The following is a 14058-nucleotide window of genomic DNA, read 5'->3' on the forward strand; positions in this document are numbered from 1 at the left end:
ACCCAGATACGGAGACGGAAGAACTCCGGCGGTGTGTGCGGGATCTTATAGTACTTTCGTCGTTACCATTGCTTTGGAAGGATATGCTGCCAGCGGAGATCGTGGAGAGCATTTCATCTGCCCTCGTTTCGATGCTCGATGCTGAATTGGTTTTCGTTACGATCGGCGCGGCGGCGCTTGGCACCGCTCTGCAGCATGGACAAGCGCGGTTTGGTCCAGCACCCGGAATACTGCCGGGTATCCGCAAGGCATTCGCAGGCTGGCTGCCAGGCAATGGCGGCCCGACACAGACCCCAATCTCCAATCCGCTCGGCGGCGGACAACTGTACGCCGCTTCGGCACGGGTCAGTTTCGGCGGCGATGCGGCGATCGTCGTCGGCTCCCTCGAACCGGCTTTTCCGAACTACCGGCAACGACTTCTGCTTGACCTTGCTGCCGACGAGATTGCGATCGGCCTGCACCATTGGAGCACGGAGGGTGGCCAGCATCAATTCGCCTCACTGGTCGAACGCTCGTCGGACTTCATCGGCATCGCGGATCTCAAGGGTCGAGGCTCTTACTTGAATCCCGCGGGGCGCAAGCTCGTCGGCCTCGGCTCCGAGGAAATCTCGGAACTCAACATTGCGGATTTCGTAGCCGAAAGCGACCGGACTCGGCTTGAACACGAATTGTGGCCATTTTTCCTGCGTCAGGGGCGGTGGTCGGGAGAACTCAAGCTCCGGCACTTCCGGGAGCGTGCCGACATTCCTGTCCTTGTCGACTGGTTCTACATCGACGATCCGCGCACACACAGGCCAATGAACATTGCGACGGTGAGCATCGATCTACGACTGATGAAAGCTGCCGAGGCCGACCTGCTCTCGCTGAACGACACGCTGGAAACACGCGTCGCCGAACGCACGACTGCGTTGGCCGAGGCCAACGAAAAGCTGCGCCTCGAAATCATCGAACGCGAGAAAGCAAACAAACGCCTCGAGGAGACGCGCTCTGAACTTTTTCATGCGGCGCGGCTCAGTGCCGCGGGACAGACAGCCGCGGCGCTGGCGCATGAGTTGAGCCAACCTCTCTCGGCCACAACGAATTCCCTGAATGCAACAGCCAGGTTTCTTGCGTCGTCGCGACCTGAATCCATGGACTTGGCTCGCGAAGCGGTGACCGTGGCGTCGCAGCAGGCGGCCCGCGCCAATCAGATCATCAAACGGCTGCGCAACTTTGTGGCTCACGGCAAGGCCAGCCGACGTTTGGAGAGCCTCCACTCTATGCTCGATGAGGCCCTTCGATTTGCTCTGATTGGGGCCGATTCGCTCGGGATCAAGGTAACGGTCGATTTCCACCAGGAAGCCTCCGTCGCCTTTGTCGACCGCATCCAAATCGAGCAGGTGATCGTCAATCTGGTACGCAACGCGATCGAAGCTATGGCGGACGGTGATGGGCGCGAACTGACGATCCAGGCCGCGCCGGCTCCGAACGAGATGGTCGAAATCATCGTCTCTGATCGCGGCCCCGGCTTGCCGACAGACGTGAGCGACCATCTGTTTGAGCCATTTACCACGACCAAGCGCGAGGGAATGGGGCTCGGGCTGTCGATTTGCCAAACGATCGTCCATGCCCATGGCGGTACGATTCGCACCGCGCCGAATCCCGGCGGAGGCACCATTTTTGCTTTCACCCTGGAGACTGGGCAGGAGGGCCGTTAGCTGCCGATGACGAACTACATCGTCCACGTGATTGATGACGATGCCGCAGTGCGGCGTTCGCTGCGACTGTTGATCCTGTCCGCAGGGTTCCTCGTCGAGACCTACGCTTCCGCAGCGGAATATCAGGTTCGTGATCCGGATGATCAGCAAGGCTGCGTCCTTCTCGATCTCCAGATGCCGAACGTCGATGGCCTGACTTTCCTGGAGCGACAGGCGGCCCTCCAGACTTCATTGCCGGTCGTTATCATGACCGGCCAAAGCGACATCGAGAGTGCCGTTAGGGCGATGAAGCTCGGGGCTGTCGAATTCCTGCAAAAACCGTTCACCGACGATGCTCTGTTCGCGGCGATCGCGGCGACGCGTGAGCGGCCGATGCAAAGATTGGCAAATAGCGAGATGGCAGAGGCTTCTGCGCAGATCGCAGCGCTCAGCCCGCGCGAGCGCGACGTTCTAACAGCGCTTGCCACCGGCCATCCCCAAAAACGGATCGCCTACGACCTAGGCATCAGCGTGCGTACCGTCGAAGTCCACCGGGCCCGCATGATGCGCCGTCTGGGAGTCCGTAGTCTGGCAGAGGCAGTGACCCTTCTGGTACTGGCTCGGTTCCAAGGCGAAGAATAGCGTTTAGATGCCGTTTGATCGGCCGCAGAACACTCATGACCGATCGACGCGCCGCGTCAGCCTTACGCGCCGCGGGCCTTGCATGGAAATGGCACCGCGCTGCTGTAGTTCCGTAAAAACACGACACACCGTTTCGACGGAGATACCAAGCAGATCCGCCATGTCGTAGCGCGAGATCGGGAGCGCAACGCCTTCGTCCTGGGCCGTGGAAATCCTCTCGCAGAAGTAGATGAGAAAGGCGCGCACCTTTTCCTTCGCAGTCATCGTGCCGACGATCAGCAGCTGCTCCTGGAGCCTTTCGATTGCTTCGAAACCGCGCATCCGAATCTCACGCGCCAAAGCGGGACTTGCATCGGCTAGCGCTTCGAGGCGCTGGCGCGGATAGCACTCTATTGATGTTCCGTCGATGACGGACTGCACCCCGAAACGGTGACGGTTGTGGGAGGTGAAGCCGAAGAAGTCGCCCGGCAGGTGGATATCGACGATCTGCCTGCGTCCACTGGCGTGTATGATGTATTTTCGGGCGGCTCCAGACACCATGCGGTACCAGGTGTCACTTCTATCTTCCTGGCTGTAGATTTCCTGCTCGCGCCGAAATCGCCGTACGCGGGCGATGGAAGGAAGCGCCTCCGGCTGGGCAGCGTCGTACTGCTGCGGGCGCTGCCAAGCGACCGACTGCCCAGTGTATTCTGAATTTTGCTGCTCAAGCATAGCGGAGTCCCTTCCTGCTTGGCCCTGCGATCATCAAAGTGGTATCAGCATCGGCAATGGCCTTTACAAAGTAAATTCGGGGACTTTCCGTATCGTAATTTCCCTTAATCCAAGGCGAGCAGCCCGCTGTCCTCCAATACCAAACGTCGGGCAATGACCCCCTCGCCGATTGGTGTCTAGCCTAAGACAACAAGCTCCCATCCGCGGGATTGGCCGACTGATGGCCGCGATCGTCGATCAGCCAATAAACGACACCCAGCGCAAAGATCGCAGCTGCAAGCGCCATGACATGCAAGGCATCGGTCGCGGCCAGATCCAGGATGATGACCTTGCGACAGATGGCGAGGAGGGCGATCACCATGACAGAGCGGACCTGGACGACATTTTCGCGACGCTCTGCGACGACAAGAAGCGATTTCTTGAATTCCAACGCGATGATCACTGTGAAGATCATGCCGAACACCGCCTGGAAGGCAGTATAGTCGGACGGATCGAGGCTGTCCGAGAGGACGAGCCCGAGCAGGATCTTCAGCGTGAGGTTCCAGACGGCGGCAACGACGACGATTGCGATCAGCCCGGTCAAGATCAGAACGACGACATATTCGAACCGCTGGTACAGAGAAAGCGGGCGGAGTTCAGCCTTTTTCGATTGGAACACATCCTTGATCGACATTGGATCTTTCCTGATCGTTGATCGCACCGTGATAATTCGCTCTCGCCCGATGTGACTTGACGGTCGTCATCGGCAGCCATTCCGACATGTCTTAGGCCTGCCGAACTGATGAATAGAGGCCGGTTCGACGGATCTCATCCGGTGCCGGTACCTACGGAGTTTTCGCGTCTCCGAGAGAGCGAGCAGATTGCGCAAGGAGCGGTTTAGTTCTCCTACTTTCCACTCTGGCACATGTTTGTTCGTCTCTCAAAAGTCTGATGAATAGCGGGAATATGGCCATACCTACCAGGTTCCGTTGTGTTTTAACGTTTGGCCTTAGCCTCGAGTAACGAATATAGCTGATCGTACGTCAGGCTGATTGAACCGAGTTAATCATCTCACAATGTATCTCGAATCAGCTTGGTGTCTTTGTTCGAGGCATATCGGACTTGGTCTGCACTGAGGAACTTTAGACCGAAGGCACCGTTTCCAAACGCACCACCGTGTCGACCCTGGCAGACCAGGGCTATTGATGCGAATGGGTCAATCCGGGCTGTAGGTGGCATGAAAGACCGTCCGAGTTACACCGTTCTTGATGACCCAATGTCGGCCTCAGAGAACGAAATCATCGTCACGATCTTCGATTGGCAAGGAAAGGCTCCGGTGCGCGCCACGGTTGGTTGGAATGCCCATTCCCGGGACGGAACCGAAATAGGACCCGACGAAGGTGACGAAAGGGAAGTTGAGGCTGCTCTTGCTCAAGCCCATCGTCTTGCCAACCGCTATGGCTTTCGCCGCATCGATATCGTCCTCGAACATGACGATCTATGGGACCCAAAATGGGGCAACCTCATCCGCCCGTGAGGATGTGACCCGGGCAACCTATGGGCCGACGTCGACAGAATTTGCGAAAAAGTGTCGGCCAGAATCTTCATTCACGGACTGATGCGGTTGGCCGCGACCATAGTTGTCGAAACTCAGTTGTATATAGGCAGGGTCGAGGTCCAGATTGCCAGCCCGGCCACGGCGACCAGAATCCAGAAAAGCGAATTGACGAGCATTCTGACCAGATCACGATTGTCGGATTGCGAGACTCCCAGCCGGTCTGATGCCCACTCGCCGGGGAAAATGAAAACCCAGACGATTGCTCGTAGCGTTGCACTCATAGCGGCCTTCGAGCGTTCATATGCCGGATATCGGTGTGGATTCGGCTTGGAATTCATGATCGTCGTTTTCGCTCAGGCTGTTTGGAATCTTTCTTCATCAGCCGCCTCTACAGCCTCGCGCAGCGCCGCCTCCTTGCTATGATCGAGCGAGGTCCGAAGCACCTTGCCACCAGTTCCTTTGATGGCTTCGAGTACCTTGTCCACGGTCATCTTCTGGACTTGAAGGAAGAGTGCCGCCTTCCCTGAATCGAGGCTGGCGGCGAGTTCCTTCATGAAATCATCGTTGATGCCGAAATCGGACAGGGCTCCGCCGACCGCTCCGGAGGCAGCCCCGAGGGCGGCGCCTGAAAGCGCGCCGATCGCTGGTCCCATGACCGGCATCAGGAAAATGGCCCCGATAATTAGCCCCCACAAACTGCCCTGAAGCGCACCGATCTTGGTCGTGCTGATCAGTTGATTGAGTTTCACGTGGCCATCTTGGCGTTTTACGGCAATCACGGCATCGCTGAGTTCAATGAGATACTCCTTCTGGAGGTTCAGGAGCTTCTGCCGCATTTCCTCGGCCTTGGCCTCGTTCGCGTACACGATGACGATGAGATCAGACATCGGAATTGCCTCAATTCTGTTTCGACTAGTGCAACGTGCTTGTCACCAGCAACATTCCACATTGCGGGCAAACTGCGTTGACGAACGTCAGTTTTCAGGCTCGCGACTTGGATCAGGTCATTGGGCGCGAATGAGCAGAAAAATTGGCCGGCGCTGACAACTGTCAATGAAACCGGGCAGTGTCTCCTAGAAGCTGATCGACATTCGCAACGATATCGCAGCGCGTCGAACGTTTCTAAGCTTCAGGAGGCAGCCATGATCAAGGTTGTATTAGTGCGGCTCGACGGGACAGCCAGCGACGAATTCCGGTTGGCCGCGTCCGAAAGCCTGGTCACGTTGTTTGACGCCCATATCGTCGGCCTTTTCCTGAACGTGCTGCCGGAACCGGCATTGGCCGAGGCCAATGTGAGCGTGGAGTATTGGACACGCCTGCTCGAGCAGGCGAGGCAGCGTGGACGGGACATGGAAGAGGATTTCGGCAAGCGTCTGCGAGGTATCGCTGCATCGGCCGAGTTGCGCCACTTCGACGTCTACGAAGAGGAGCAGGCGGGGGTAACCGCCCGCGAATGCCGGACCGCCGACGTGTTCCTCGGCCTGCGGTTGAGCGATGTCGACAAGACTGTGGAGCTTCGTGATGTCGTGGAGGAGGTTCTCTTCGAATCGGGCAAGCACTTGTTCCTCGTTGCCGACCAGAAGAGCTTCGAGCGGGGCTTCGAGCACGCAATCATTGCCTGGAATCGGAGCCGCGAAGCGGCGCGGGCCGTCGCGGAGGCGTTGCCATATCTTGCGAAGTCACGACTGGTCACCATCGTCGCGGTCGAGCATGGAGAACCCCTGGAAACGCCGGCAAAACGGGGGGAAGAACTTGTCACCTATCTAGGACGCCACGGGATCGATGCGTCCGCGCACGTCGCGAACAAACGCGGGCTCGATACGTCGTCCGCGCTGCTTGACGTGATCGGCGAAAAGAAGGCCGATCTCGTCGTCATGGGCGGTTACGGGCATTCGCGGCTACGCGAATGGCTGCTCGGCGGGGTCACCTACAAGCTCCTGCGGAAATCGCCGGTGTCGCTGGTGATTGCGCACTGAGGTCAATCGCAGATACTGCAGCTGCATCGCGTGCCCCCGTTACCAGGGCGCGCGGCAGGCGCCCAAAATCTCGTCCGTCGAGCAATGGCGAGGGCCGAGCAGCCGGTCGCCGACGGATCCGGTTTCAACGGTTGTAGACAAATACGGGCAATTTCTGCAGCGCCGCTCGACTGGCGCCAGGCAGCACGATCAAGCCCGAAGGATCATCGAGTTCGAGGCTGCGGAACGGCACGGCAACCAGATTGCCATAGAGTCCGGTAAAGCCGCCGACAGACAAAACCGCAAAGACTTGCCCACCATCCCGGCTGAAGATGAAATCATCGATCCGGCCGATGGTCTCGTCTTTGTCGTTCACCACGGTTTTTAGCTTCAGCTCCTCGCCGCGGTAGCCTTTTGCGACCTCTTTGGCATCAAGCGTCACGAGGCCAACCTCCTCCGCAGAGGCGCCAGGCTGCGCCAGAAAGAGGACGGCGGCCACGGAGGCCAGGGCCAAACTGCAAGGGGAACGTCTTGGCTTCATGGATGTTGCTTCGTCTTAATCTGTGGCTTGAACCGATGGCTACGGGGCATCCGGTTCCTGACATTTAGCGTCCTTCATGGCTCCGGAAATCGTGCAGCGCGTTGACGACCGTCAACGCCGGGCAAAGGTGCGCCAATAAGATTTCGTCGACGAACAGCACAGCCCCGACGGATGAGATTGTGGCTGGCGCGACCTGGTCGCGGCATACCGGTTCTCTTTGCCGCGGCCGTTGCGACACCGAACGGAGAAAGGTATGAACATGACGCGAGATCATGCGGCTTCAGGCCGTCGGCCACCCCGCGTCTACGCCTCTGTCCTTGTGCTGATCGGGCTCATACTCGCCGTGGGCGGAGGCTGGCTCGTGATCCTCGGCGGGTCTCCATACTATCTCGTCGCTGGTGCGGCGACGATTATCGCTGCCATCCTCTTGTGGCGCGGAGATGGCCTCGGCGCGTGGCTGTTCCTTGCGGTAATCGCTGGCACCATCCCCTGGGCGATTTCGGAATCGGGCGACTACTTCTGGGCTCTGCTTCCGCGTATAGCACCGCCCGCCGTGCTCGGACTCTGGTTGCTGACGGCGTTAGCCAGGCGCGGCCTCGACAAGGCCTATCTGAATGGCCCCCGCACGGTGATGGCACCCACCCTTATCGTTTCTCTCCTGGCCGCCGCCGTGCTCGTGGCTGCTTTCTTTCGGGAAGCCCCAGGCAATGTTTCCCCGGCCATACCTTTTGTGCTGGCTACGGTATCGAATGATGTCAAAGAGGTGGACTGGCGGCATTACGGCAACACGCTCCAAGGCACGCGCTATTCTCCGCTTGCCCAGATCACTCCGGAAAACGTCAGCCGCTTGGAGGTGGCTTGGGTCTATCGCAGCGGTGACCTGCCGAAGCCCTTCGAGAAAACTGGATATGAGTTCCGCAATGAGGCAACCCCCCTTAAGGTTGGCGAGATCCTCTACACCTGCACGGCGCACAACATCATCGTCGCCCTCGACGTCGCCACGGGGCACGAGCGCTGGCGCTACGACCCCAAGGTCGATCCGACCAATTCCTATCAAGTGGTTTGCCGCGGCGTGGCCTGGTTCGAGGCGCCCGCCGGGACACCCGAGTGCCCCACTCGCATCATCGAGGCCACTATCGACGCGCGGCTGATCGCCGTCGACGCGATGACCGGGCGAGTCTGTGAGAGCTTCGGTACCCATGGCGAAGTCGATCTACGCTACCAGATGGAGCCGCCGGACCAACTCCACTTCTATTTCGTGACCTCGCCGCCGACGATCGCACGCGGCAAGGTGGTGGTGGGCGGCCAAGTCGCCGACAACCAGTCCGACAACGAGCCCTCCGGCGTGATCCGAGCCTTCGATGCCGTCACCGGCCGTCTCGCCTGGGCCTGGGACGTCGGGCACCCGGACCGCATCGGCGCACCGCCGCCCGGCGAGTTCTATACGCCGGCCACCCCCAATTCCTGGACGATCTTCGCGGCCGACGATGAACTCGGTCTCGTCTACGTACCGATGGGGAATGCCACGCCGGACTTCTGGGGCGGTCATCGCCGGCCGTTCGACGAGGAATACGGCGACGCCCTCGTTGCGCTCGATCTCGAAAACGGCCGGCCGCGCTGGCATTTCCAGACCGTGCACAAGGATCGCTGGGACTACGATCTGCCGGCGCAGCCGATCCTTACCAACCTGCCGACAGCCGACGGTGTGAAGCCGGCGATCATCCAGGTGACGAAGGTTGGCGACATCTATGTTCTCGACCGCACCACCGGCAAGCCAATCGCTCCGGTGATCGAGGAACTGGCGCCGCAAGGACCTCCGCCGGGGGACACGCTGTCGCCGACGCAGCCTGCTTCGGCTATCAGCCTTCGTCCAGCGGAGCTGACCGAGGCCGACATGTGGGGGGTGACACCCGTCGACCAACTCTGGTGTCGCATTCAGTTCAGGCGCGCCCGCTACGATGGCACCTTCACGCCTCAGGGCCTCACACCGGCCGTCATCCATCCGGGTCAGTTCGGCATCACGGACTGGGGCGGAGCTTCGATCGACGAGGTCAACAAGATCCTGGTGATGAACTCGTCCGGCATTCCCTTCTACGATACTCTGGTCCCACGCGAGCGGGCGCCGAAGGCGGTGCAGAGTTTCGTCAAGGCCGTCAAGCCCGGTGAGCCCGTCAGCAAGGGCGGGGGAGAGACCGGCTGGGGGGCGCAGGCCGGGACGCCCTTCGCCATCAATAACGAGGCCTTTCTCAATCCTCTCGGCGTCCCCTGCAACCAGCCGCCCTGGGGTTACATGAACGCTTTCGACCTGAAGACGGGGAGGGTGCTTTGGCGCAGCCTGCTCGGTACGGCGGAGCGGAATGGGCCGCTCGGCATTCCCTCGTATTTGCCACTGACGGTCGGCGTGCCCAACATCGGCGGCACGGTGACGACGGCGGGTGGCCTGACATTCGTTGGCGCTGCGGCCGATGAATATTTCCGCGCCTTCGATCTGAGGACTGGCCGTGAAGTGTGGAAGGTCCCTCTGCCTGCCGGAGGGCAAGCGACGCCGATGAGCTATGAAAGCGGGGGGCGGCAGTTCGTCGTCATCACTGCCGGCGGCCATTCCAATGTCGGCACCAGGATAGGGGATTACACAATCGCCTATGCACTTGCGGCTGCCGGCCCTTGAAATTGTCGGAAGACCAAGACCGTGACGACCACAACAATGTGCCGTCAGCCACGCATTCGGATGTCTCGTGTGGACAGGCGCCTCGATTTTAGAGTTCGATGACCCTTGATGTTGCAGTTGAGCACTGGCGCGACTTATCGTCAGACATCATCCCAATCGGGACTCTGGCAAACCAAACCGCCAAAGTTGATGGGTAGAAAGGATTTTCGCGCGCCGGGCTTATTCACAGCCTAGGCTCAATCCGGCGCCTTCAACATGCCGTGCAAATGAGCCGCAGCAAGTTCGATATCAAGATACTTGTACTGGCCGGCTCGCGATTCGGCAGCGAGCACGGCGCAACGATGTACATTTTTGAAGTCGCCGTACGGGAATTTATAGCGCCGCTTGTTGTTCTCGCTTTGCGCATCGTCGACGCCCAGATGCCATTTTTGGTATTCGCGAAACCCGTGGTCTTCGATGAATCTGTTTTTGTCCCCTGTCGAGGGCTGGTGTTCGCTCCAGTCATCTCTTTCATCCAATACAGCACGATCTTCCTCGATAAGCTTCGTTGCCTGGTCATACCCTGTTCGATTGAGTTTCACCGGCATGCTGCGGTTCTCCTCGTTGATGGAATGCCAGAGACGTCGTGCTTGGCGCAGGGCTCCGGTCGTCCGGTCTCCGAAGGCTCAACGGTGAGACTACGGACCTTTCTTAATTACACTTCGCATGATCAGGCCTGGCAGTGTATACGTGCTGTTTTTCTCCCAAAGAGACCTTACCCGGCGGACCTCAGTCCGATTCCTGGACATGCGCCTTGAGGAACCAGAGCGATTTGTCCAAAGCGCGGGAAAAGGCCGTGAAAATGTCCGCAGTGCCGGAATCGCCGGCTTCATCGGCATCCTCGATCGCCCTGCGGACGGCATCGGCCATTGCGCTATAGCGCTCGATCAACGCGGCGAGGTGGTCCTTTATCTTGTATATGTCGGTTGGGTACGCTTGCAGCGTTGTCGCCTTGGCGACGGTCTGTGTGGTCCCTAGCGCGGTGCCGCCGAGTTGCGCGACGCGCTCCGCGATTGTGTCAACATGACCGTCAACCTCGCCACGCAGATGGTCAAGCATATCATGCAAAGCGATAAACTGCGGACCCTTGAGATTCCAGTGCGCCTGCTTGACGGAAAGCGCCAAGTCGATTGCATCCGCTAGACGCGCATTCAGAAGCGTTGTGGAGGCTGCCTCGGCGTTCAATCTCAAATCTCTCTGAGCCTTGCTCGGTACCATAGCCATGCTCCGTCGGTGATCAGGGCTGTCGTCGGGCTGCTGTCTGAGAAGGTTCATGTCTGATTACGACAGGCCGGAAACCGTCTTCGGGACTCAACTCCTAAGATTTCCAGACCAATTCAGGGTCCAACGCCTTGACGGTCGTCAATTTGCAAAGTTCGATCCCGGCCGAACCTCCCTTCGCGTGCACATTGTCATTCCGTTTGAAACTGACGGTCGTCATGGTCCGGAGGACGCCTCCGAGAGGGCGGTCGATGGGCTCGATCTGTGAGTCTTGGCTGACCCATGCGCTAGCGGGTCCCCCGTAACTGGAGTCCGCTTCCCACGATCGAATTCTTTTTTCCGTTTTCGGCTCTTCGGCGGCAACAGCGCTATAACGTCAGCAGAAGGAGCATTCTGCCATGACAATGATCACCTGCGGGCTTATCCACGCCTTACCACCATCGGATCGCCGCGTCTTTGGCCGTCCCGAAGCCGCCAGCTTCGTGGGTGCTAGCGTCGGTTATTTTGACAAGCTGGTGCGTGCCGGCATCATGCCACCGCCGTTGCGGCTTCCTGGCGTCAAGCGTTGGGATGTCCGCGCACTTGAGAGGGCGCTTGACGGCCTGAGCGGGATTTCCGAGTCTCAAGATTCCGACAACGAGTGGGATCGGCTCGTCCAATGAAGCGTAAGCTGCCGAAGCACGTCAAAGCCTTTGTTGATCGAACCGGCCGGCCACGGCACTATTTCAGACAGTCGAACACTACCCTGCCAGGTCTTCCATACTCGACGGAGTTCATGGATGCTTATGGGGCGGCGCTGAAGGCGTGGCAAGCCGGCAGGGCGGCGCCAACAACCATGATAGGAGCTGATCGAACCCAGCCCGGCACGATGGGGGCCCTGATCCTCTCCTACTACGGCAGTGCGGATTTCAGAAATCTAGCAAAGGCAAGCCAGAAGACGTATCGGAACGCACTTGAGCGTATCCGTATTGAATACGGCATTGGCTCGGTCGACAGGATCGAGCGCAAGCACGTCCTCAGGATGATGGACAAGAAGGCTGAACACCCTGGCGCGGCCAACGAACTGCTGAAGATGATCAAGCTGCTGATGGGGCGCGCCATCGATATGGGAATGCGCAAGGACGATCCGACGATCCGGATACGGCGCATGAAAATCAAGTCGGGCGGGTTCATCACTTGGCAAGAGGAGGACATTGTCGCGTTCTACTCGGCGCACGCGGAGGGCACCCGCGCCCGCCTCGCCCTCGACCTTCTGCTGTTTACGGGCCAGCGACGCTCAGACGTGATTCGTATGGGTCGGCAGCACGTCAAGCACGACGTCTTGTCCATTCGGCAGCAAAAGACTGGCACGGCCGTCTCGATCCCGCTTCATGCATACCTCAAAGGCACGCTGGATGCCCGGCCCCAGGACAATCTCACATTTCTCCTGACGCAATACGAAAAGCCGTTCCAGCCCGAGTCTTTCACTAACTGGTTCCGGGTCTGTGTCCGCGAAGCTGGTTTGCGCGAGGATATGGCAAGCGGCGCCATGGGGCTTTCACCGCACGGTCTGCGCAAGGCGTGTAGCCGACGGCTTGCCCAAGCCGGCTGCACCCCCCACCAGATCAAGGCAATTACTGGCCACAAAAAGCTTGATGAAATCGTTCGCTACACCGAGGCCGTTGATCAGATGCGCCTAGCGCATGAAGCGATGAACGCCATTTCCAAGCACGGAGCGGGAACAAAAACTGTCAAACCAACTAGGATAGTTTGACAGTTTTGGTTGTAAGTTATTGAAAACGCTTGATAGTTAATCAGCTATTCTACACTGAGCCGATACCCAATACCGCGCACGGTCTGCAGCCAGACCGGATTGGACGGATCTCGCTCGATCTTGCGGCGCAGCCGGTTGATCTGAACATCGATGGTACGCTCGCCGACTTCCGAATCGTCGCCGACAAGTTCATGGCGCGGTATGGTTTCGCCGGCTCGTGCGGCGAAGATTGCCAGGATCTCCTGCTCGCGGTCGGTCAGTTTCAGAGCCTCGCCGCCGCGCTTCAACTCCCGCCGGGCGATCTGGAACGTATAAGGGCCGAAGACCAGTTGCTCGACCTTGGGCGTCGTCGCGGGGCCGCCGCGGCGCAGGATGTTGTTGATGCGCAGGATCAGCTCGCGCGGATCGAACGGTTTCGGCAGATAGTCGTCGGCGCCAGCCTCGAGCCCGGTGATGCGGCTGTCGGTTTCGGAAAGCGCGGTGAGCATGAGGATCGGTACATTCTTCTCGGCCCTCAACGCCTTGGTGAGGTCGACGCCGCTTTCGCCCGGCATCATGACGTCGAGCACGATCAGATCGAAGTCGAGACCGGCGAGCTTTCGCCTGGCTTCGCCGGAATTTCCGGCAACGGTGACGCGAAAGCCGTTTTCGGTCAGAAACTGCTTGAGCAGGTTGCGGATGCGGGTGTCATCGTCGACCACAAGCAGATGCGGTGCGTCATCGTCCGGTGCTATCGGATGATCAACCGTTTCAATGGTCTCCATGGCTTTTCCCTGACATCTTTGTTGGCACAATGTCGATCTGCGCCCTTAGTTCCGGATTGACCATCGCTTCCAGGAATCGTTCGATCAAAGCGCGTTCGGTGGCTCCGGAATCTTCCAATGCCGCATGGATGCGGCGCGACTGTGGCCGTGCCAGTGCCAGAGCCAGCGCACGGCCCTTGGCCGTCGGATAGAGTTCGCGCTGGCGACGGTCGCGAGGACCCTGCAACTGGACGATATGGTCGGTTTCGATCAATTGCTTGAGCACACGCGCCAGACTCTGCTTGGTGATCTTCAGGACGTCGAGCAGTTCGGCGACCGTGAGGCCCGGCCTGCGATTGACGAAATGCAACACCCGGTGATGGGCTCGGCCAAAGCCGTAGTCGGCCAGGATCTGGTCCGGATCCGAGGTAAAATCGCGATAGGCAAAGAAGAACAATTCGATGATGGCGAAGTCTATGCCGTCCTCGTCGGTGATCGCCGTCCTGATCGGTTTACCGGCTGCTTGGCTTCGATCCGTCATCTTTTCTCCGTATGAACCAGGAAACTATGTC

At 59.1% G+C, this 14058-nt stretch carries 16 protein-coding genes; 7 read left to right on the forward strand and 9 right to left on the reverse strand.

All coding sequences use genetic code 11. The features are described 5' to 3' along the window. Nucleotides 1-83 precede the first annotated feature (83 nt). Both LHFGNBLO_RS16460 and LHFGNBLO_RS16465 read left to right on the forward strand, forming a co-directional pair. Complete coding sequence (locus LHFGNBLO_RS16460) at nt 84-1697, forward strand: ATP-binding protein (protein ID WP_258609042.1); 1614 nt, start codon at nt 84-86, stop codon at nt 1695-1697. Between the two features lie 6 nt (nt 1698-1703). Then, nucleotides 1704-2318, forward strand: a complete 615-nt coding sequence (locus tag LHFGNBLO_RS16465) for a response regulator transcription factor (protein ID WP_258609047.1) — start codon at nt 1704-1706, stop codon at nt 2316-2318. A gap of 33 nt (nt 2319-2351) precedes the next feature. Here LHFGNBLO_RS16465 and LHFGNBLO_RS16470 read toward each other — a convergent pair whose 3' ends face one another. After that, a complete protein-coding gene (locus tag LHFGNBLO_RS16470) occupies nt 2352-3029 on the reverse strand; it encodes a helix-turn-helix domain-containing protein (protein WP_258609049.1) in 678 nt (225 codons plus the stop codon). Nucleotides 3030-3210: 181 nt separating this feature from the next. Next, the gene (locus tag LHFGNBLO_RS16475; protein ID WP_258609052.1) at nt 3211-3702 is read right to left on the reverse strand and encodes a phosphate-starvation-inducible PsiE family protein; all 492 of its coding nucleotides are present in this window, start codon (nt 3700-3702) and stop codon (nt 3211-3213) included. A 543-nt stretch (nt 3703-4245) separates the two neighbouring features. Between LHFGNBLO_RS16475 and LHFGNBLO_RS16480 the strand changes: the two genes are divergently transcribed. Further along, complete coding sequence (locus LHFGNBLO_RS16480) at nt 4246-4545, forward strand: hypothetical protein (RefSeq protein WP_258609054.1); 300 nt, start codon at nt 4246-4248, stop codon at nt 4543-4545. Nucleotides 4546-4658: 113 nt separating this feature from the next. Here LHFGNBLO_RS16480 and LHFGNBLO_RS16485 read toward each other — a convergent pair whose 3' ends face one another. Both LHFGNBLO_RS16485 and LHFGNBLO_RS16490 read right to left on the reverse strand, forming a co-directional pair. After that, nucleotides 4659-4904, reverse strand: coding sequence for a hypothetical protein (locus LHFGNBLO_RS16485; protein ID WP_258609056.1), 246 nt, complete (start codon nt 4902-4904; stop codon nt 4659-4661). A 15-nt stretch (nt 4905-4919) separates the two neighbouring features. Next, the gene (locus tag LHFGNBLO_RS16490) at nt 4920-5453 is read right to left on the reverse strand and encodes a DUF1269 domain-containing protein (RefSeq protein ID WP_258609057.1); all 534 of its coding nucleotides are present in this window, start codon (nt 5451-5453) and stop codon (nt 4920-4922) included. Nucleotides 5454-5708: 255 nt separating this feature from the next. Between LHFGNBLO_RS16490 and LHFGNBLO_RS16495 the strand changes: the two genes are divergently transcribed. Further along, nucleotides 5709-6542: a universal stress protein gene (locus tag LHFGNBLO_RS16495; protein WP_258609059.1), complete on the forward strand. Its 834-nt coding sequence runs from the start codon at nt 5709-5711 to the stop codon at nt 6540-6542. A gap of 124 nt (nt 6543-6666) precedes the next feature. Here LHFGNBLO_RS16495 and LHFGNBLO_RS16500 read toward each other — a convergent pair whose 3' ends face one another. Beyond that, on the reverse strand, nt 6667-6963 hold the full coding sequence (locus LHFGNBLO_RS16500; RefSeq protein ID WP_258609061.1) for a PRC-barrel domain-containing protein: 297 nt from the start codon (nt 6961-6963) through the stop codon (nt 6667-6669). A 352-nt stretch (nt 6964-7315) separates the two neighbouring features. On the opposite strand from LHFGNBLO_RS16500, the gene LHFGNBLO_RS16505 reads away from it, so the two are divergent. After that, complete coding sequence (locus LHFGNBLO_RS16505; RefSeq protein WP_258609064.1) at nt 7316-9730, forward strand: membrane-bound PQQ-dependent dehydrogenase, glucose/quinate/shikimate family; 2415 nt, start codon at nt 7316-7318, stop codon at nt 9728-9730. A gap of 236 nt (nt 9731-9966) precedes the next feature. Here the strand turns inward: LHFGNBLO_RS16505 and LHFGNBLO_RS16510 are convergent, their stop codons facing one another. Continuing rightward, the gene (locus LHFGNBLO_RS16510; RefSeq protein WP_258609065.1) at nt 9967-10317 is read right to left on the reverse strand and encodes a hypothetical protein; all 351 of its coding nucleotides are present in this window, start codon (nt 10315-10317) and stop codon (nt 9967-9969) included. Nucleotides 10318-10498: 181 nt separating this feature from the next. After that, a complete protein-coding gene (gene dps, locus LHFGNBLO_RS16515) occupies nt 10499-10987 on the reverse strand; it encodes a DNA starvation/stationary phase protection protein Dps (protein WP_258609068.1) in 489 nt (162 codons plus the stop codon). Between the two features lie 401 nt (nt 10988-11388). On the opposite strand from dps, the gene LHFGNBLO_RS16520 reads away from it, so the two are divergent. Further along, complete coding sequence (locus LHFGNBLO_RS16520) at nt 11389-11652, forward strand: XRE family transcriptional regulator (protein WP_258609069.1); 264 nt, start codon at nt 11389-11391, stop codon at nt 11650-11652. After that, nucleotides 11649-12743, forward strand: a complete 1095-nt coding sequence (locus tag LHFGNBLO_RS16525) for a tyrosine-type recombinase/integrase (RefSeq protein ID WP_258609070.1) — start codon at nt 11649-11651, stop codon at nt 12741-12743. Before LHFGNBLO_RS16520 ends, LHFGNBLO_RS16525 begins: the two co-directional genes overlap by 4 nt. A 44-nt stretch (nt 12744-12787) precedes the next feature. Here the strand turns inward: LHFGNBLO_RS16525 and LHFGNBLO_RS16530 are convergent, their stop codons facing one another. After that, entirely contained in the window at nt 12788-13507 is a 720-nt protein-coding gene (locus LHFGNBLO_RS16530) for a response regulator (protein WP_258609071.1), read from the reverse strand. Beyond that, the gene (locus LHFGNBLO_RS16535; RefSeq protein ID WP_258609072.1) at nt 13494-14027 is read right to left on the reverse strand and encodes a MarR family winged helix-turn-helix transcriptional regulator; all 534 of its coding nucleotides are present in this window, start codon (nt 14025-14027) and stop codon (nt 13494-13496) included. The genes LHFGNBLO_RS16530 and LHFGNBLO_RS16535 overlap by 14 nt, the downstream gene beginning before the upstream one ends. Nucleotides 14028-14058: the final 31 nt, after the last annotated feature.

This window comes from Mesorhizobium sp. AR10, from assembly GCF_024746795.1.
Classification (GTDB): Bacteria; Pseudomonadota; Alphaproteobacteria; order Rhizobiales; family Rhizobiaceae; genus Mesorhizobium.